Genomic DNA, 18,741 nt, shown 5'->3' with positions numbered 1-18,741 from the left:
GGGGGCTTAGATGTTGTCTGCCTGCAGCTCGACATCCTTGCCTTTGGTTTTGGTGATGACCAGGGCGGTAATGGCCAGGGTCAGCACTATGCCGGCGACGGTAGAGAGGGTCATCGGCAGCCCGGCACCCAGGGTGGCGGAGTTGAGCAGGAAGCTGATCACCACAGTGGTCATGAACATCGCCGGTATGGTCGCAATCCAGTGCAGCTTGTTGTGACGCAGCAGGTAGGCGGCGGCGGTCCACAGCATCATCACGGCGGTCGCCTGGTTGGCCACCCCGAAGTAGCGCCAGATAATACCGAAGTCGACCTGGGTCAGCACGGCCCCGATGATGAACAGCGGTATGGCCAGCAGCAGACGCTTGGGCAGCTGAGTTTGCGGCATGTTGAAATATTCGGCCAGGATCAGACGGGCGGAACGGAAGGCGGTATCACCGGAGGTAATCGGCAGCACTATCACCCCCAGTACCGCCATGAAGCCGCCTACTGCGCCGAGCAGACCGGTAGAAGCGTCGTACACCACGTTGGCCGGGTTACCGGCCATGCCGGTATTGAGACCTTCAACACCACCGAAGAAAGACAGGGCGATGGCACACCAGATCAGGGCGATGATGCCCTCGCCAATCATGGCGCCGTAGAACACGAAGCGGCCATTGCTTTCATTCTCTACACAGCGGGCCATCAAGGGGGACTGGGTGGCATGAAAACCGGAGACGGCCCCGCAGGCGATGGTGATGAACAGTGCAGGCCACAGCGGCATGTCGTTGGGGTTCAGGTTCTGGAAGAAGTCACCTACTTCAAAGCCCGGCAGCATGCTGTGTTCGCTGGAAAGTGCCAGCGCCACGGTCAGACCGACCGACATGAAGATAAGCAGGGCGCCAAAGAAGGGATAGAGACGACCGATGATCTTGTCGACCGGCACTATGGTGGCCAGCAGGTAGTAGACGAAGATCACGCCGACAAAGACCGAGAGGCTGACACCGGTCAGCTTGGCCAGCAGGCCGGCTGGGGCGGAGATGAACACCACGCCAACCAGCAGCAGCAGCACGATGGCAAAGACGTTCATGAAGTTTTTGGCGCCCCGGCCCAGGTATTTACCCGCCAGGTTGGGAACCGACTGGCCGCCATTGCGTACCGACAGCATGCCGGAGAAGTAATCGTGTACGGCACCGGCAAATATACAGCCCAGCACAATCCACAACATGGCAGCCGGACCATAAAGGGCACCGAGAATGGGGCCGAAGATGGGGCCGACACCGGCGATGTTGAGTAACTGGATCAGATAGACTTTACCCTTGGACATGGGCACAAAATCCACCCCGTCGCCCTGGGTAAACGCCGGGGTCTGACGTTCCCTTTTAATACCGAATATCTTTTCAACAAAGGTGCCGTAGATAAAATATCCGCCGAGCAACAGGCCGACACAGAGTAAAAACCAGGTCATAACGTCATCTCCCTTATTAGATGGCCGTCAGTGTAAGGTGCCGGTGCGTCGGGTATAGCGGGAAATGGGTCAGCGGTCGAAAACGAAGGGTAAGCGGTTGCCAGCGGGAGTGAACGATCACTCGCTCACTCCCGTGCATCTCCTTAGTGGAAACCGAATATCTGTTTCAGCGGTTTTAGGTAACGACGGGAGACCGGCACCTTGGCGCCGGAGCGAGTGATGACCTCTCCGCCGGTATCCAGCAGCTCGATTTCGGCAATGGCGGCGGGGGCCACCAGATACTGTCGATGGCAGCGGATGAGCGGGGTTTTTTCTTCCATGACTTTCAGGGTCATGTGGGTATGTACCTTCTCTTTGGCGGTGGCCACATGTACCCCACCGAGATCGCTGAACACATATTCGACCTCCTGAACCGGCACCACTTTAAGGCGCTGGCCAGTGTAACAGGGCAGGTGTTCCAACAGACTCGGTGCCAGGTCGCCAATCGCCTGTGGATGCAGGTCACGGCGTACTTTTTCCAGCGTGCGCTGCAGTCGCTGTTCATCGACCGGTTTTAGCAGGTAGTCGAAGGCATGCCGGTCAAAGGCCTGCACGGCAAATTGGTCGTAGGCGGTCACGAACACCACTCGGGGCATGGTGGCCGGATCCAGCATGGCGATCAGTTCCATGCCGGTAATTCTGGGCATCTGAATATCCAGAAAAATCAGCTGGGGTTTGAGTTTGCTGATGGCCTGCATCGCCTCGATGGCGTTACTGCACTGACCGACAATGTCAATGTCATCGGCCTCGGCAAGCTGGGCCGCCAGTTCATCCCGGGCGAAGGGCTCATCGTCGATAATCAGGCAGGTGATCATGATGCTGTTTCCGTAATGGGTAAACGAATCTCGACCCGAGTATATTCTCCGGGCTCACAGATGACATTCAGGCCGTAGTCTGGCCCGAACAGATTTTGAATGCGCTTGTGTACCAGGTTCATGCCCAGGCCATCCGAGCCTTCCTTGGGCTGATAAAGCCCCGCATTGTCGGTCACCTCGAGTAGCAGAACGTTATCGTTCACGCTGGCGGTGACGTGGATCCGCCCGGTTTCCAGCAGGTGCGATGTACCGTGCTTGACGGCATTTTCGATAATCGGCTGCAGGGTAAAGGCCGGTACCTGAATACCGAGCAGTGACTCTGGAAGCTGAAGATCCACCTGCAGTTTATCGATGAAGCGGGCCTTCTCGATGGTCAGGTAAGCATGAATATGCTCCAGCTCATCACCGAGTGTCACCAGACCGGTGGTGCGTTTGAGGTTGATACGCAGAAACTGACTCAGCTGCTGCAACAGTTGCCGTGCCTTGTTGGGATCCTGCCGGGTAATGGCACCGATGGTACCGAGTGCGTTGAATAAAAAATGCGGATTGACCTGGGCCTGCAACAGCTTGAGCTCGGCCTGGGTCAGCAGGTTTTGCTGCTGCACAAAGCGGCCGAAGAGGATTTGGTTGGACAGCAGTCGGGCGATGCCTTCGCCCAGGGTGCGGTTGATATTGAGGAACAGCTTGTTTTTGGGCTCGTACAGCTTGATGGTGCCGATGACTTCATTGTCGCTTCTGAGCGGGATCACCAGGCTGGATCCCAGCGAACACTGGGATGACATGGAGCAGGCATAGGGCACCTCGACACCGTCGGCAAACATCACCTTGTTGTGGTTGATGGCATCCAGGGTCATGCGCGAGGAAATGGGGGCGCCGGGCAGATGATGGTCGGCACCGATACCGATAAAGGCCAGCAGCTTTTCCCGGTCGGTAATGGCCACGGCGCCGACCTTGGTTTCTTCAATCATGATCCTGGCCACCTGGGCGCTGGTTTCTTCATTGAAGCCCTTGCTGAGCATACCCACGCTGCGTTCGGCAATTTTCAGTGCCTTGGTGGAGAAGGCGGAGGACAGCTTGTCGAACATGGTTTTTTGGTCACGGATCATGCTCATGAACAGGGCGGCGCCGACCGAATTGACCAGCAGCATGGACGGTGCGATCTGCTTGACCAGCGCCAGAGCCTCATCAAAAGGCCGGGCAACCAGCAGTATGATACTCATCTGCATGATTTCGGCGTACAGGGTGATGAGAAACACCACCAGCGGATTGAAAATCAGCTCGCTTCTGCCGCTGCGCCGCAGGTAATGGCTGAGCAGACCGGCAGAGAGTCCTTCGAAGGTGGTGGAAACGGCGCAGGCCATATCGGTAAAACCGCCCAGGCTATAGCGATGCAGACCACCGGTCAGTCCGACCAAAAAGCCGGTGACCGGGCCACCGAGCAAACCGCCGAGCACGGCCCCCATGGCTCTGGTATTGGCGATGGCACCGTGGGTTTGTTCACCGAAGTAGGTCGCCATGACACAGAAGCCGGAAAACACCAGATAGATGAAAATCTTGTGGGGCAGGCGGGTAGAAGCTTCGGTAAACAGCTTGAACAACGGCGTTTTGCTGACCAGATAAACGATCACCAGATACAGGGACATCTGCTGGATCAGTAGCAGGATGAGCGACATCATGACTCCTTGTGTGGTGGACGTATGCTGGTCGCCAATGGGGTCGGCTTTGGTCACCGACTATACCAAGTCCGGTGCCAGCCGGTAATGACCTTTCAGGAGTGGAAAGTACTGATTGAATAATAGCTGGCACCGCTTTTGCCATGATCGCTACGGGAACGCCTGCATAATAAGCGCGAGCTTGCGAGTTCTAATTGACGTGTTTGTTATAACTATCCGGTGCTGGAATACCCGACCAAAATTGCCAGCCACAATTTCGACAAGAACCCGGTGGTTTCGGGCACCCTGCTCGGCATCAAGGGCCGGTATCGGCTGGTCGGCTCTTCACGCATAACCGTGATTGTAGAGCTCGAGCAGGTACTTCCAGAACATATCTACCTCGGGCTTGACCGTATGCCGGAAGCGATACAGCAGTATCTTCAGTTCGACCGCATTCAGCGGAGCGTCCAGTATCACCAGCTGCTTGTTCTGCAATTCGTTCTGGATCAGGCTGGACGGTAGCCATGCGACGCCGTAACCCTGTATCGCCATGGCTTTCAGGCCTTCAGCCAGGGCGTTTTCGCAGACCGTCGTATATTGAATGTCGGGCGGGATCCTGGCGAGACACTGCTCCTTGATGATGCCGCCCAAATAGGAATCATCAGGGTAGGCCAGCAGTTTGAAGGGGGCGTGGTTGTCGATCGAATAGAGCGGAGTGCCATTGGCCTTCACCGCCGATACCGGCACCAGCTTATCGGTACCCACCTGAATACATATTGTGTCGTTACGTGATAGCTGAGAGATATTTTCGCCGGATGAGTAGCTGAGCAGGAAGTCACCCACTCCCGCCATGAAGGATTCCATCACATCATGCAGATTACCGGCATTCAGCTTGACCAGAGTGGTGCCCACCTGGGGCTCTAGAGTTCGGATCCAGTGAGGAAAAAACGAGACCGCAGGGGAATGCTGGGAAAAAAACACCAGACTTTGGCGTGACTCCTGTCCCTGCAGTCGCTCACGTACCCGGTAAGTGTCGTGAATCATCCGTTTGGCTTCTTCAACGAACGCCAGACCGGTTACAGATAGGGTGGTCGGATGTTTGTCTCGGTCGACCAGAGTAATACCCAGCCAGTTTTCCAGCGAACGGATACGTCGGCTAAAGGCCGGTTGAGTGACGAAGCGTGCTTCTGCAGCCTTGGAAAAGCTGCCGTACTCACTCAAGGCGACAAAATCCTTTAACCACTTTAATTCCATTTAAATCAACCCTTTGTGTATGTTTTATTCTGGGTATACCGAAAAGTAATCGTCTACGAAGCCAAGATAGCATTGGTCGGTCAGGGAATCTTATTTCAAGATGGTTGTGTTACCAAATTGTATTAACAATGTTTAAATGAGATAGGAGTGTTACCCATGCTTTTGGCCCGTTACCCGCGTCTTAATTTCGCCCACCTTAATACCCCCCTTGAGCCCATGCCTCAGCTGACCAAGTTACTGGATGGTCCCACCCTGTGGATCAAGCGCGACGACTGTACCGGTCTGGCAGGTGGCGGCAACAAGACCCGCAAGCTGGAATTTCTAATGGCTGATGCCCTGGAGCAAGGTGCCGATACCATTATTACCCAAGGAGCTACCCAATCCAACCACGCTCGCCAGACCGTGGCCATCGCCACCAAGCTGGAAATGGACTGTCATATCCTACTGGAAGATCGCACCGGCTCCGAGGATGTTGATTACGTCTATAACGGCAACGTCATGCTGGACCAGCTGTTTGGTGGTCAACTACGCAAATATCCGGGCGGTACCGACATGAATGCGGCGATGGAAGAACTTGCCACCAAGCTGAAAGCTGAAGGCAAGAAGCCCTATATCATTCCCGGTGGTGGTTCTAATGAAATTGGTGCCCTGGGTTACGTCAACTGTGCGCTGGAGCTGCTGGGCCAGGCCAATGATCGCGGACTGCGCATCGATCACCTGGTACACGCCACCGGTTCAGCTGGTACTCAGGCTGGTCTGGTGACGGGGTTGTACGGCAGCAACAGCCAGATCCCGGTGTTGGGCATCGGTGTGCGGGTACCCCGTGAGCAGCAGGAAGCCAACGTGTTCCGCTTGGCCGAGCGTACTGCCGAGAAACTTGGCATCCCCGGCGCCATCAAGCGCGAAGACGTGGTGGCCAACTGTGATTACGTGGGAGAAGGTTATGGCATTCCTGCCGAAAGCACCCTGGAAGCCATCGAGTTGTTTGCCCGCCATGAAGGCATACTGCTGGATCCGGTCTACTCCGGCAAAGGTGCGGCAGGTCTTATCGATTTGATCCGCAAGGGCCATTTCAAGAAAGGGGAAAATGTTGTCTTCCTGCATACCGGTGGTAGCCAGGCGTTGTTCGGCTATCGCGATGTCTTCAACCTCCCTAAATATTGTTAATATGCGTGCCCGGTTCTTTGTAGGGAGAGCCAGCGTTCCAGGCTGGGATCAAGGAAATACTGACCCGTGAGGGGAAGTTGTTGGTGGGCGAATATGCCAAATAATTTGATGGAAGGAAGACTCTATCTTGTCCAAGCAAAAGAAACTGGCGTTGCTTGCCCATAAACAGACCATAGAACTGCCAATTTATGATGCCTCTCAACTGTTGGCTGGGCATATGTTTACAGGGTGAAAGGGGTGATAAAAGAGTCAGCTTGATGACATTGGCTGTGACACTGAAATTGCTGCTTCTCAGGTTTTGATGTGATGTGAATGGCATTCTGTTTTTCTTTTTCAGGAACATCAGCAATGCCATTTTTTGTGTCTCTAAGGCTATGAATAAAAAGAAAAGGAGTTCGACGATGAGTACCATAACGGCGCAGGTAAAAGTGAAAGATGCCAACTGGTGGAAAAGGCTGCAGATCTGGCAGAAAGTGTTAATTGGATTGATTCTGGGGGCCGCCACCGGCTTTCTGATGGGAGAAGATGCGGCGGTTTTGCATCCCATCGGCAAGGCCTTTATCGCCGCCATCAAGATGTTGGTTGTCCCGCTGATTTTTATCTCTCTGGTCTGTGGTGTCACCGCCATCAAGGACGTGACTCGCATGGGGCGGATAGGAATAAAAACCTTTGTTGCCTATATCGTAACCACCGCCATCGCCATTCCGATTGGCCTGGCACTGGCCGTCTGGCTTGAACCCGGAGTTGGAATGGATCTGGGGAGTGCGACGGCTATTGATGTGAAGTCGGCGCCAAGTATCGTCGATACCCTGCTGAACATTATCCCTACCAATCCCTTTGCCTCCTTTGCCAACGGTGATGTGCTGCAGATCATCCTGTTTGCCATTTTTCTTGGTATTGCCATCAACCTGGTTGGCGAAAAAGCGGATCCGGTGAGAAAGGTATTCGATGCCTTTGCCGACGTGATGTACAAGCTGACCGACCTGGTGATTGCCTTCGCTCCTTACGGTGTTTTTGCACTGATTGCCACGACTACTGGCCAATATGGTCTGGATGTGTTGCTGCCCTTAGGTAAGGTTATTCTTGGCGTCTACCTCGGCTGCATCATTCATGCGATTGTTACCCTGGGTGGCGGCTTGGCTTTATTAGCTCGCCTGAATCCAATTCAGTTTTTCAAGGGGATCTTCGAAGCCCAACTGGTTGCCTTCAGCACGACCACTGCCGCCGGTACACTGCCCGTCACCATGGCTTGTGCGCGTGATAATCTGGGCGTATCCAAGGATGTGTCCAGCTTCGTTCTGCCCGTGGGTACCACGATCAATCTGGATGGCACCGCCCTCTATCAGGCGTTGACCGCCGTATTCATTGCCCAGGCCTACGGTATTGATCTGGGGATGGCCGAATACGGCATGATATTGCTGACCGCCGTCCTGGCTTCTATCGGAACCGCATCAGTACCCGGCGGTGGTCTGATTGTACTTTCTCTCGTGCTGAGTTCGGTCGGCTTGCCACTCGAAGGGATTGCCCTGGTGGCCGGTATCGACCGAATTCTGGACATGGCACGTACCACCATCAACGTCACCGGTGATGCGGCGGTATCCGTGTTGATCGCCCACAGTGAAGGTGAGCTGGACAAGGAAATCTATTACAAGAAACCCGTATAATCCTCACTTCAGTTTCAGTTTTTCAATTCACGGACATAACACCGGTAGGTGCTATGTTCGTGAATCTGCTTGATTAGACGACACATTTAATATTCGTTATTCACCGTGTTTGTAGTGGTACAACTCCATGATCGCCTTGCTGGTATGTGGTAACCAGTAATCGGTTACTGGCGCCGGATCGATGGCAGGAATGGCCAATAGGCAAAAAACAAAAAAGCGCCAACCCAATAGGGTTGGCGCTTTTGAGTCAGGGAGGAGATATGCGGGATAATCTGGATTGTATATGCTGTTAAACAGCTGACAACCGGCCTGGTGGTTGTGGGAGAAGCAGGCAAACAGGCTCTTATTATCTGCGCTGAGGTATCCCCGAAGTATCCCCATAAAAAAGGGTTAGCGGCTGTTAACCTGCTAACCCTTGCTGTATATGGTGGCCCCTCCCAGACTTGAACTGGGGACCTAACGATTATGAGTTACGGCCATAATGAATCCCTGATTGTCACTAATGCCCCTTAATGCTATACATATCATGCCCTTATGGTTCCCTGTTACTCCCTGCTATCAGCCCGAATGACTCCCAAAAAGCGGCACATAGGCGGCACAGCGCGTTGTAAAGCGGCACATAGGCGGCACAGAAGCGGCACAAAACGGCATCGAATGGCACAGGCGGCACACCATGAAACCACATTTCGAGTTCACCAAGACGGGCATTAAAAACCTGCCCACTCCCGAGAAGCGTACCCGGTACGCGGACCCTCAAACCAAGGGGCTGAGCATCGAGGTTATGCCCACCGGTGATAAGTTTTACAGGTTACGCCGCAAGCTGGCGGGCAAGGACGTTACCGTTACCCTTGGGCGCTTTCCTGATTTATCGCCAGCTATGGCGCGAGACAAAGCAGCCGCCACCCGGACGGAGCTGGCGCAAGGCCAAAACCCCAACCAAGCCCGCCGTGCCCACGAACAGGCCAACGTCACCCTATCGGAAGCCCTTGAGGAATACATAGCCAGCCGAGGCGACCGTATCAAGGCGACCACCCGCAACCAATACCGCGCCATTCTGGGCAACTACTCGCAGGAGTGGATGCGCCAGCCCTTGCGCAACATTACCCGCGAACGGGTACAGCAACGCCACAAGGCGATCAGCGAGGGGCGCGTGTCCTGGACGAACGCCGATGGCCGGCGCGTGGAGATGCGCAAGGACAGCAAGGCCCAGGCGGATTTATGGGGGCGATCATTGCGGGCCGTGTACCGCTTTTCTCATGACCACTACCGCGACGAGGAAGGGAAGACCCTGTTACCCGATCCGCCAACTATGGTGCTATCCACTAAACGGCAATGGAACCACGTCCCCCGCAAGACCAGCCGTATCCGTAACCACGACTTGGGCCGCTGGCTGGCCGCCGTTGAACTGGTACGCAGTGAAGCCATTGCCACAAGGGAGGACACCCGCGCCGCTATCTGTGACGGGCTGGATCTGGCGCTGTTTACCGGCTTGCGCCGTTCCGAAGTGTTCGGCCTGACGTGGGAACGGGTAAGCCTTGGGGGCCGTTACTTCTGGATTGAGGAAACCAAGAACGGCGACCCGTTGGAGCTGCCGATCACCGATACCCTGATAACCATCTTTCGCCGCCGCTGGAACGTATGCGGCACCATAAGCCCCTATGTGTTCCCAGGGCCGGACATGAGCAAGCCCGCCCACGACCCCCGCAAGACCATTAAGCGGATTGTGGCGGCCACCGTGCCCAGCCCCAACCCGGACGGGCTTAAGCCGATCACCTTTGCCTGTCACGATGCCCGGCGCACCTTTGGCAGTGTGGCCGAACTGGTGGGCGTGGGAACCTACATTCTCAAACGGCTGATGAACCACAAGAGCAAGCGCGACGATGTGACCGAGGGTTACTTGTCATTCAGTGCCGACGAGTTGAGAGAACCCGCCGAGCGGATAGAGCGGGCCATGCTGGAACATGCTGGGCTGGCGCAAAAGCCCGATGCCGCCCTTGATAGCCAACTGGCCGCCTTGGTGGAAGGGATGCCCGAGAAGGACAAGCGCCGCCTGCTGTTCGAGCTTGCCGCCAAGCTACACGGCACCGACGACGACACCAGCGCCAGCAATGAATAATAAATGGTGACCTTGATCACATAAATGGAAGTTTATACTCCCCGTTATCGAAGGGTAACGGGCATTAATGAAGGGAAACACAAGGGAGCGACAGGTAGACAAGGTGTTGTTATATAAAGAGAAAAAATAGATATTGCTTTCACGTTCACCGAATGAAGGTAGTTATCTATGAATATCACTAATAGCCAATCACATACCCACAACCAACACCTAACTATCGAGCTGGAAGCGAACCCCCGCTATACCCGCAAAGAGGCCGCCGCTTATCTGGGCGTAGCTTACGCCACCTTGGCGAACTGGGCTTACACCGGGCGCAATGGGCTCAAGTATCACCGCTGCGGTAAGAAAGCGATCTACATGAAAGCTGACCTTGACGCCTGGCTTGCTGAGCAAAGCGGCACCCAGACCGCATAAGGAGAGGCCATCATGACCAAAAGCAAAAAGGGCCTGAACCCGGCACAGGTTCAAGCCCCTCAATCAGCACAGCATAACAGCACTGCCGCCGAGTGTAGCACCACCCATCGGCACCAGCCAGCCACCAAGACCGAACGGGCCTACCTGTTGCTGTTGTCTTGGCCTGGTGGCGTGACCGAGGGCGACATTCTCAGGCATTGCCGCCTGTCGTCGGGCCGCAACTACGCCAGCAAGGTAGAGCGCACCTTGGGTATCCGTCTTCACCGTGAAGATGTTCCCAACCCGGACGGCATTGGCAGCCATTACCGCTACCGCATTACCAACCGAACCGATGCCGAACGGGTAGCCGGGCTGATTGGCCTGATGCGCCAGCGCCGTAATGCGCCAGCACTGCCACCGGCAGAGGTTGCGCACCTGATTAACCCATACCCACCAGCTACCGGCACCACCGCAGCGGCTTAACCGGCCCGGAGACACCAACCTATGACACCGTTAATTGATGGGCGACCCGCCCAGGGGATCGGCTTGCCCGCATTCAGGGGCGAGACCGGCAACCGCCGTCACCCTTTGGGGTCGATGCCCCGTGCTTGTAGCTCTTTGCGGAGTACCCGTTTAATCCAAGCGGCCAGCGTAGGATCGCCGTCTGCTTTGGCCTGTTCCTCTAATTGCGCCCTGAAATCCTCAGGTAAGCGCATTTGGTATTGTGGCGAGCGTTTTTCTTGTGGTGTTGACATGGTAATTACCCTTAAACATAATAGCGTACATGGTAATTACCATTGTAATGACAAAGCAACCCGAAAAACAACGAAGCCCGGCAGTGTTGGAGCACTAACCGGGCCTCTAACCACAACCGTTAAAAGGCTAACGACTATGGCTATCAGCAAGTTTACCTTTGTCCTGGCACAGGGCAAGCAACGTATAGCAACAATGCGCCGCATCCGCTTTATCACCGTACTGGCCGGCACCGAACAAGAAGCCCGTTTGATTGCTGACGCTCCCGCCCTGGTATTCGTGAGCCGTTGCCCGGCGCAGGAGGTGGCCGCATGAATTACCCAATCATTGCCAAGGCACCGGGTCACAAGGCCGCCATTACCATTACTCAGATGGTCACTGCCGACGAATTAAAAAGCCAGATTGCACAGTTGAAAACCGACATTTTGCATGATGCCTTTTCTATTGAGGTAATTGGCGAGTTGCTGGCGCAGCATGACGACGATTGCGGTCTGAACGATGACAACAAGCGAAACATCGGAGGGGCGATTAGCCGATTGGGCAGGTCGATTATGGCCGCCCACAACGAGATCGGCAGGCTGGAAGACCGTTTACAACTGGCCCAGTGTAGACAGGAGGTGACAGCATGACCGCCATTGCCGTTACCCGCCCCCTGTGTACTGACCAAGCCAGCGCCAGCACCGCCGCCCCCCTGGTGTTTTTCCTGCACGTTATCGCCCCGGACGGGCGCGACATGATGCCCGGCCCGTTCGCTGCCGGTTATGCCAATCAGGACCAAGCAACCGCCGAAGCAAAAGCCGCCCTGTCCGGCACCGGCTACCAGCCCCGATCCATTCTGTTTAACGTGGCCGTGCCTGTGGACGAGCTGCCGGGCCAGTTGCTGCCCTGGAACGAAGGCGAGGGCTTAAGCCTGTTTGGTATCGAGCAAGGGGGGCGCTCATGAAACCATTCCGCGAGTTTTGCCAACGCTACGAGCTTAACCCGGCCACCGACGAGGCGCGGGAGCAATACGCCGAGTATCAGCGCCAGCTTGAGCTGTTCCGCAATGCTGCCGGGCTGGGCACCGACGACGAACCCCCGGCCCACACCTTCCCCTGTGCCCTTGGAGAGGTGACGGTTTGCCGTGTAAGTGGCGACCGCTTCACCGTGCGGGATCAGCGCATGGGCCTGTATGCCCAGTGCGAGCGGGAACACATTACCGTTGAACGCTGGCCCGGCTTGCCCGAGCTGGGGGAAGCTGCTGGCGCTCACCTGGTGCTTTCGGCCCCTGGTGGTTTGCGTGTGGTGCTGTGTGAACTGAACCCGGACGAAGCGCCCCGCCTGGCGTGGTTCGTGGGCGTAGAGCTGATGGAGGGGGACGAATGAAAAACACAGCGATGAACCAACACGGAACCGGCTGGAAACCGGCCCGGTTTGACGATCTGAGCGATACCGGCACCATTGCCATTTACATTGGCCCCGGTGCCTGGTCTGCCGCCGAGAAGCTAGCCAGCCTTAATGCCGATCCCGTACTACTGGAGGCTATGGGCAAGGGCGACCCCCTGGCGGCCATTGATGGTGGCATGGCCGAGCAGCCGCCGCTGGTGGTGGGCGATAAGCTGTTGGCCGACGCCGCCAAGCTGGGCCGCCTCAAGCTGGCCGATAAGGGCACCCGCTATGTGTACCTTGAATTGTTCGGCCCCGTACCTACCGAGCAGATCCGCGCCCTGGTGGCCGCGATTGTTGCCCAGGCACCGGCCGCCGAAATCTTTCAGGACGGCGCATCCTTGCGCGAGCTGGTCGAGGTGATGAAGCAGGCCGGCCTGATCAAGCGCCCCATCGTGAACGGGGCCGAACTGAAACAAATGGGGGCCAGCGAAAAGGCCGATCTGCTGCTGGCACGATATGGCGGTGAGCTGGCGCTGGATGATGCCTCGGACGAATTCTTTCGGTACAGCGGCGCGATATGGCAACCGATCACCGACAAGTCATTACGTCGTGAGCTGGCGAAACTCTACCGGGAGGCTGAAGCGTCGTATTCTGCCGGTGGCATTGGATCTGTTATCGACACCATGCGGCTATCGGTGCCGGTACTGGAGGCCCCGCGTCGCAGCTTGATCGGCTTTGGTAACGGCGTGTTTAATATGGTAACCCGGGAGTTCAGCCCGCACAGTAAGGCAAACTGGCTGACCCAGGCGTTAGCGGTCGATTACACCGAGGCCGAGCCTGACGAGACCCTGGCCAGCCATGCGCCGAACTTCAGCCGCTGGCTGAACCGGGCCGCCCGGGGAACGGCAAAGTCCGACCGTATCCTGGCCGCCTTGTTTATGGTGCTGGCCAACCGGTACGACTGGCAATTGTTCATGGAGGTAACCGGTCCGGGCGGCAGCGGTAAAAGCATCTTTGCCGAGGTTTGCACCATGCTGGCCGGGGAAGGTAACACCACCTCGGGCACCATCGAGGCGGTAGAGAATGCTCGGGAGCGGTCTGCCCTGGTGGGCTATTCGCTGATCATCCTGCCTGACCAACCCCGTTACATGGGGGACGGCTCCGGGCTTAAGGCAATCACGGGCGGCGATGCGGTCATGGTTGATCCCAAGCACAAGCCGCCCTATTCCGCACGGCTTCCCGCTGTGGTATTGGCGATAAATAACAACCCCATGGCATTCAGCGACCGATCGGGCGGCATCTCACGACGGCGCGTGATCTTTAATTTCAGCGAGGCCGTGCCGGAGCAAGAGCGGGATAACCAACTCAGAGACAAGATAGCGGCAGAGCTACCGGTGATTATTCGCCACCTGCTGATCCGGTTTGCCGCTCCGGAGGACGCCAAGCAGTTATTACTGGAGCAACAGCAATCCGCCGAAGCGCTGGAGATCAAGCGGGAGGCAGATAGCCTGGTGGACTTCTGCAGCTACCTGATGGCTTCTGCTCAACCTGATGGGCTGTTTGTCGGTAACGCCAATATCAGCCCGATGGCCCCGCGCAAGTACCTGTATCACGCCTATCTGACCTTTATGGCTGGCATGGCGCATCAACGACCGTTGAGCCTGACGGCGTTCGGCAAGGCAATGCCCTATGCCATGGGCGAATTCGGCAAGCGGTTTATCAAGGCCCGCACCAAGCATGGCATGAGAACCAATCTCGACCTTAACGAGGATACCGCTGTGGACTGGATACATACACCTGGTGGAGACTCATAAAGTTAGAATTACCTGCAAACTGTTCACCACTGTTCACCACCTTAAAAAGTCATTTAAAAACAGTTAATTAGGTGGTGAACACTTCAATGAATACTGTTCACCTACTATTCACCACTGTTCACCCATCAAGACGAAGTGATCACCCCGGTGAACAGTTGGTGAATAGTTCAAACCAAACTGTTCACCCCTTAACAGTATGAAATTAAACGGGTTTAAGGCCGGGTGAACAGTGTGAACAGTTTTTGGCATATTTAAAATGTAAGGGGGGCTTGCGCCCAGTGACAACCACCGCAAAAGTGCGGGCGTTAACCGTGGCCATGATGACCATGCCTTGCCAACCGCCGAGAACTCAACCGCTCACCACATTAGCCGAATCAGCTAACCATTAGCAGCAATGGCTAACCTTTCCCCGAAACAGGGAAACATTACCCGAAACGGGGAAACAATGGACGTCCTGAATCAAGGCCTCGCTTGCGCTAGGTGTTTTGCAGTGACATTTGCCGGCGGCGGGTGCCTCCCTGGCTAACTGTGGATTTCACGCATCAGATTCTAACAGTCGTTAGGTCTTGCAATAAAAAACAACTGTTATAACATAACTGTATATACATACAGTTAAGGCGTTATTTATGTCATCGAACAAGACCATGAGCGAGCTACAGCAAAAGGGCCTGACCATTCATCTTGATGCGAATACGGTCAGAGAGTTACGGCTCTATCAGGTTCGGCTGCAAGAGGCACAAGGGGAAGGGTTCCCGGCACCAGAGCTGCCAACCTTGGCGCGTCATTGCATCCGTAAATGGATTAGCACTTTCCCCCATCCGCAGAAGTAGGAGCGCGCTCAATGAGCAACAAAAGCCAGCCCATGATCATGGCTTCCATTGCTGGCGCCAACGGCCACCAATCCGGCCCAAGCGCAGCGGCCCCCGGCATTGAAATTGAAGTGTTCGATGTGATCGACGGCAACGCCGCCGCGAACGTAAAACGCGCCTTAACAGCTGCCCAAAGCAAGACCCCGATCACCCTCACCATTAACAGCCCAGGCGGCAGCGTGACCGATGCCGTGGCCATGTATACGCTGCTTAAATCCCACAAGGGGGAAGTAACGGCGCGAGTAGTCGGGCTGGCGGCCAGTGCGGCAACCGTCTTGATGATGGCAGCCGATCGGGTAGTTATGGCCAAACACGCCATGCTGATGATCCACAACCCCTGGCTGGTCATTGCCGGCGATGCCAGTGACCAGCGGGCCGCCGCCGAGCTGCTTGATAAAGCTGGCGCTGAAATGGTGGACATTTACGCAGAAAAGACCGGGCAGACTGCTAAAGCAATTACCGAAATAATGGCAAAAGAGACTTGGTTCAATGCTGATGAAGCGGTGGCGGCCGGATTTGCCGACGCGATCGAAGAAGCCTCAGAAAAGCCCCGCATGAGCGCCGCGGCTGTGGCCTATTTGTCCCGAATCAGTCAGCAAACTTCCGGCAGTATTGCCCAGGCACGAGCCGACCGAGAGAAAACGAGAGTGTCAGAGATAAATAATATCTTTGATATGTTGCCGGCCACTGGCGCCATGGCAGAAATTAAAGATAAGGCTATAAACATGAGCTTCACCACAAAGCAAACCCGTGCGGCAGTTATGGCGTCGATTGGCGCAGAAACCACACCATGCACAATCCCAAACAGTTACCACCGGGGCCATGTTAGCAATGGCGACATTATAAAGGACGGCATCATTAATGCCCTGTCTGCCCGTGTAGGCCAAAAGCACACGGCAGAGCGTACGCCATATGATCACATGAGCCTGTTTGAAATGGCCAAGGCGAGCTTAACCGAGAGTGGCGGCAGCCTTGCTGGTTATGGTTCTAAAATGCAGGTAGTTGGTGCGGCGTTTACCCATACCAATAGTGATTTTGGCAATGCCCTGAGTTACGTTGCCGAGAAGGCCATGCTTAAAGGCTGGGAAGAGTCTGGCGAAACTTGGCAGGAATGGTGTAAGCGCGGTGAGCTGAGCAATTTCCGCACGGCTAACCGTGTTGGACTGAACAGCTTCCCGAGCTTGCCCGAAGTGCGCGAGGGCGCAGAGTATAAGCACATCACCTTAAGCGACACTGGGGCCCCAATTCAACTGGCAACCTATGGCGGCCTGTTCGGCATTACCCGCCAGGCCATCATTAACGATGACTTAAGCCTGTTTACCAGCATTCCACAACTACAAGGCCGAGCAGCTAGCCGCACTATTGGTGATCTGGTGTATTCAGTCCTAACCAAAAACCATAAATTTGTGGATGGTAAGGCCCTGTTCCACGCCGATCATATGAACTTAATAGACGGCTTGGTTGACCTGGTGGGACTGGATGCGGCCCGAAAGCTGATGCGCTTACAGAAAGACCATGAAGGCCAAACCTTGAACATTGCGCCTGCCTTTATGATTGTGCCGGCCGCATTAGAAAGCGCGGCTATTAGTGTTATCGGCTCAACTGCTTTGCCTGGAGCTGACAATAACTCAGGCGTTATGAACCCATTGCACAACTTAGCCAAGATCATCACTGAGCCCCGCTTGGACAAGGCAGACCCTAAAGCGTGGTATATGGCCGCAGCACAAGGCATGGACACGTTAGAGGTAGCATTCCTTGATGGTGTCGATACTCCATACCTGGAGCAGCAACAAGGCTGGTCCGTGGATGGCGTGAGCTTCAAGGTGCGCATTGATGCTGGTGTGGCCCCGCTAGACTATCGCGGCATGTTGAAGAGTACAGGCGACTTTGTAGCCGTACCTTAATAGTTCCTCAGTGCTGGCCTAGTTCCCCAGCATTAGCTTAGAGCGTGGCCGTGCGGGCATGTGCGGCTACGAACTCAGGCATAACCAAAGCCCTTGCTACCTTAGCAGGGGCTTTTTATTGTCAGCCTTCAGCCCAACCATGCAAAGAAAGGTACTCCCGAGGGGGAGGCCCAATACGGGGTCGTAGAGGCGCGATCGTTGGCTATTTATAAAAATTTTCTGATAGGTGGTTGTTGTTTATGTTTGCCCGGTGAAGGGGAGGCACGACCGGCACGGCCACCACTCGGCAGCCCTTGCGGGGCAAGGCTCACAGCGGGTAAGTGGCTCGATGTGCTGCCCCTGGCTGGCGCAGTGAAACAACAACTTAGGCACCTTCAAAGACAGGCACGGCAAGGGCTGGCCCCTGGTGCTGCTGTTGACCCAAAAGCCCCGAAATTTAGCCGGAGTCCGCGACTCTGCGTCCCCGTGGACTGACGAACCGAGCCAGCAAGGACCCGCGAAATGTACAGCCGGGCAGACTCACCCCGCACACCCGACCAAGCAGCCCGACACCGGGCATGGTTGCCCAGGGTAGAGCGCCAGCCGCCAAGCTGATCCCGAAAGGCTGCCGGATAGGTGCGCTTTCTTGTCGGAATCGACAAAGGTTCTTGTCAGAAACGACAAACGGGGCGACGACTTAACGGGTACACGACCGGGCCAGCCAGTGGCCAGACTCCCCGAGGGCTGCCGTTCTGTGGCCAGACAAGACCCCAGCACGGCAACCATCATCACCAGCCAGACCCGGCAACACCAACGGGCGCAACATAGCGCCGACCAAAGCCGGTTTTCCGGCCTTGAGGTATTTACCCAGGGACGAGCGCCAGCACCAGCAAACCGATTAACCAAAGGCGGAAACCCGCCTTTGAGAACCAAGGCCCGTAGGGGGGATCTGATCCTGTGTGCCGTGAGGGCTACCGGGACCGCCGCCCAAGTCTTTCCGTATCGCCGCAGGTTGGAAAACTTTTTTCAGGGCCGAGTAACGGGGAACAGAGAGCCAACGCCGAATAGGGCGCGGATTTTAGAGGCAGGCGGGGTAAGGGCTGTGGCAGGAATTTACACTTTGGGCGCGGGTTTGTGGGTCTGCCGTGGCGGTATTCAAAAGCCGCTAAAGGGGCACCAAGAACGGGAGGGGATAGGCTGCCACTTTGGGCGTTACCATTATGCCGGAATCAGTAAATTGGTTGATTGGTTGGGGCATCGGTGGTGCTGGCGCTGGCCATGATGGAGCGTTTCGCCCTGGTGAATCGGGCTGTTTTGTTTCCCTGGCTATCCCGCTGCAAAGCGGCACATAGGCGGCACAGAAAAAAAGGGTTAGCGGCTCTTAACCTGCTAACCCTTGCTATTTGGTGGCCCCTCCCAGACTTGAACTGGGGACCTAACGATTATGAGTCGTGTGCTCTAACCAACTGAGCTAAGGGGCCAAAAGTGGAGCTGATTATAGGGAAAGCCGC

Annotated in this window: 18 protein-coding genes, 1 tRNA gene and 1 pseudogene; 13 read left to right on the top strand and 7 right to left on the bottom strand. The window is 55.8% G+C overall.

What is annotated here, in order from left to right; genetic code table 11:
* Positions 1–6 precede the first annotated feature (6 nt).
* The 3 genes from ABD827_RS01270 to ABD827_RS01260 all read right to left on the bottom strand — a co-directional run bounded on the left by ABD827_RS01270 (position 7) and on the right by ABD827_RS01260 (position 3,970).
* Positions 7–1,443, bottom strand: a complete 1,437-nt coding sequence (locus ABD827_RS01270; RefSeq protein ID WP_344961620.1) for a carbon starvation CstA family protein — start codon at positions 1,441–1,443, stop codon at positions 7–9.
* Positions 1,444–1,586: 143 nt separating this feature from the next.
* Positions 1,587–2,297 carry a two-component system response regulator BtsR gene (gene btsR, locus ABD827_RS01265; protein WP_344961618.1) on the bottom strand — a complete coding sequence of 237 codons (711 nt, stop codon included), beginning with the start codon at positions 2,295–2,297 and terminating at the stop codon, positions 1,587–1,589.
* Positions 2,294–3,970, bottom strand: a complete 1,677-nt coding sequence (locus tag ABD827_RS01260) for a LytS/YhcK type 5TM receptor domain-containing protein (RefSeq protein WP_344961681.1) — start codon at positions 3,968–3,970, stop codon at positions 2,294–2,296. Before ABD827_RS01260 ends, btsR begins: the two co-directional genes overlap by 4 nt.
* 219 nt (positions 3,971–4,189) lie before the next feature.
* Here ABD827_RS01260 and ABD827_RS01255 point away from each other — a divergent pair.
* A pseudogene (locus tag ABD827_RS01255) lies at positions 4,190–4,276 on the top strand (DUF2797 domain-containing protein); the annotation flags it as partial.
* An 18-nt stretch (positions 4,277–4,294) separates the two neighbouring features.
* Here the strand turns inward: ABD827_RS01255 and ABD827_RS01250 are convergent.
* Complete coding sequence (locus tag ABD827_RS01250) at positions 4,295–5,203, bottom strand: LysR family transcriptional regulator (RefSeq protein ID WP_344961616.1); 909 nt, start codon at positions 5,201–5,203, stop codon at positions 4,295–4,297.
* A gap of 156 nt (positions 5,204–5,359) precedes the next feature.
* Here ABD827_RS01250 and cuyA point away from each other — a divergent pair, with 156 nt between their 5' ends.
* Positions 5,360–6,370: a D-cysteate sulfo-lyase gene (gene cuyA / locus ABD827_RS01245; RefSeq protein ID WP_344961614.1), complete on the top strand. Its 1,011-nt coding sequence runs from the start codon at positions 5,360–5,362 to the stop codon at positions 6,368–6,370.
* Here cuyA and ABD827_RS01240 read toward each other — a convergent pair.
* Positions 6,357–6,725: a hypothetical protein gene (locus ABD827_RS01240; protein WP_344961612.1), complete on the bottom strand. Its 369-nt coding sequence runs from the start codon at positions 6,723–6,725 to the stop codon at positions 6,357–6,359. The two genes, cuyA and ABD827_RS01240, sit on opposite strands and share 14 nt — an antisense overlap.
* A 46-nt stretch (positions 6,726–6,771) precedes the next feature.
* Here ABD827_RS01240 and ABD827_RS01235 point away from each other — a divergent pair, with 46 nt between their 5' ends.
* The 4 genes from ABD827_RS01235 to ABD827_RS01220 all read left to right on the top strand — a co-directional run bounded on the left by ABD827_RS01235 (position 6,772) and on the right by ABD827_RS01220 (position 11,026).
* The gene (locus ABD827_RS01235; RefSeq protein ID WP_344961610.1) at positions 6,772–8,034 is read left to right on the top strand and encodes a dicarboxylate/amino acid:cation symporter; all 1,263 of its coding nucleotides are present in this window, start codon (positions 6,772–6,774) and stop codon (positions 8,032–8,034) included.
* A 673-nt stretch (positions 8,035–8,707) separates the two neighbouring features.
* Positions 8,708–10,150: a tyrosine-type recombinase/integrase gene (locus ABD827_RS01230; protein ID WP_344961608.1), complete on the top strand. Its 1,443-nt coding sequence runs from the start codon at positions 8,708–8,710 to the stop codon at positions 10,148–10,150.
* A 168-nt stretch (positions 10,151–10,318) separates the two neighbouring features.
* Entirely contained in the window at positions 10,319–10,564 is a 246-nt protein-coding gene (locus ABD827_RS01225) for a helix-turn-helix domain-containing protein (protein WP_344961606.1), read from the top strand.
* A 12-nt stretch (positions 10,565–10,576) separates the two neighbouring features.
* Positions 10,577–11,026: a hypothetical protein gene (locus tag ABD827_RS01220; protein WP_344961604.1), complete on the top strand. Its 450-nt coding sequence runs from the start codon at positions 10,577–10,579 to the stop codon at positions 11,024–11,026.
* Between the two features lie 98 nt (positions 11,027–11,124).
* On the opposite strand, the gene ABD827_RS01215 is transcribed toward ABD827_RS01220, so the two are convergent.
* Positions 11,125–11,298 (bottom strand): hypothetical protein, encoded by a 174-nt coding sequence (locus tag ABD827_RS01215; protein WP_344961602.1) that lies wholly within the window; start codon positions 11,296–11,298, stop codon positions 11,125–11,127.
* Positions 11,299–11,434: 136 nt separating this feature from the next.
* On the opposite strand from ABD827_RS01215, the gene ABD827_RS01210 reads away from it, so the two are divergent.
* The 7 genes from ABD827_RS01210 to ABD827_RS01180 all read left to right on the top strand — a co-directional run bounded on the left by ABD827_RS01210 (position 11,435) and on the right by ABD827_RS01180 (position 17,251).
* Positions 11,435–11,611 (top strand): hypothetical protein, encoded by a 177-nt coding sequence (locus ABD827_RS01210; protein ID WP_344961600.1) that lies wholly within the window; start codon positions 11,435–11,437, stop codon positions 11,609–11,611.
* Positions 11,608–11,925 (top strand): hypothetical protein, encoded by a 318-nt coding sequence (locus ABD827_RS01205; protein WP_344961598.1) that lies wholly within the window; start codon positions 11,608–11,610, stop codon positions 11,923–11,925. Before ABD827_RS01210 ends, ABD827_RS01205 begins: the two co-directional genes overlap by 4 nt.
* Complete coding sequence (locus ABD827_RS01200) at positions 11,922–12,239, top strand: hypothetical protein (RefSeq protein WP_344961596.1); 318 nt, start codon at positions 11,922–11,924, stop codon at positions 12,237–12,239. The genes ABD827_RS01205 and ABD827_RS01200 overlap by 4 nt, the downstream gene beginning before the upstream one ends.
* On the top strand, positions 12,236–12,661 hold the full coding sequence (locus ABD827_RS01195; RefSeq protein WP_344961594.1) for a hypothetical protein: 426 nt from the start codon (positions 12,236–12,238) through the stop codon (positions 12,659–12,661). The genes ABD827_RS01200 and ABD827_RS01195 overlap by 4 nt, the downstream gene beginning before the upstream one ends.
* Positions 12,658–14,478: a DNA primase family protein gene (locus tag ABD827_RS01190; RefSeq protein ID WP_344961593.1), complete on the top strand. Its 1,821-nt coding sequence runs from the start codon at positions 12,658–12,660 to the stop codon at positions 14,476–14,478. Before ABD827_RS01195 ends, ABD827_RS01190 begins: the two co-directional genes overlap by 4 nt.
* 626 nt (positions 14,479–15,104) lie before the next feature.
* Positions 15,105–15,308, top strand: coding sequence for a hypothetical protein (locus tag ABD827_RS01185; RefSeq protein WP_344961591.1), 204 nt, complete (start codon positions 15,105–15,107; stop codon positions 15,306–15,308).
* A gap of 11 nt (positions 15,309–15,319) precedes the next feature.
* On the top strand, positions 15,320–17,251 hold the full coding sequence (locus tag ABD827_RS01180) for a ClpP-like prohead protease/major capsid protein fusion protein (protein ID WP_344961589.1): 1,932 nt from the start codon (positions 15,320–15,322) through the stop codon (positions 17,249–17,251).
* Positions 17,252–18,634: 1,383 nt separating this feature from the next.
* Here the strand turns inward: ABD827_RS01180 and ABD827_RS01175 are convergent.
* Positions 18,635–18,711 (bottom strand) — tRNA-Ile (locus ABD827_RS01175).
* Positions 18,712–18,741 lie beyond the last annotated feature (30 nt).

This window comes from Oceanisphaera sediminis (genome assembly GCF_039539745.1).
Classification (GTDB): domain Bacteria; phylum Pseudomonadota; class Gammaproteobacteria; order Enterobacterales; family Aeromonadaceae; genus Oceanimonas; species Oceanimonas sediminis.
The sequence above is the reverse complement of the archived record's forward strand: the minus strand, read 5'-3'. Positions and strand labels throughout refer to the sequence as shown.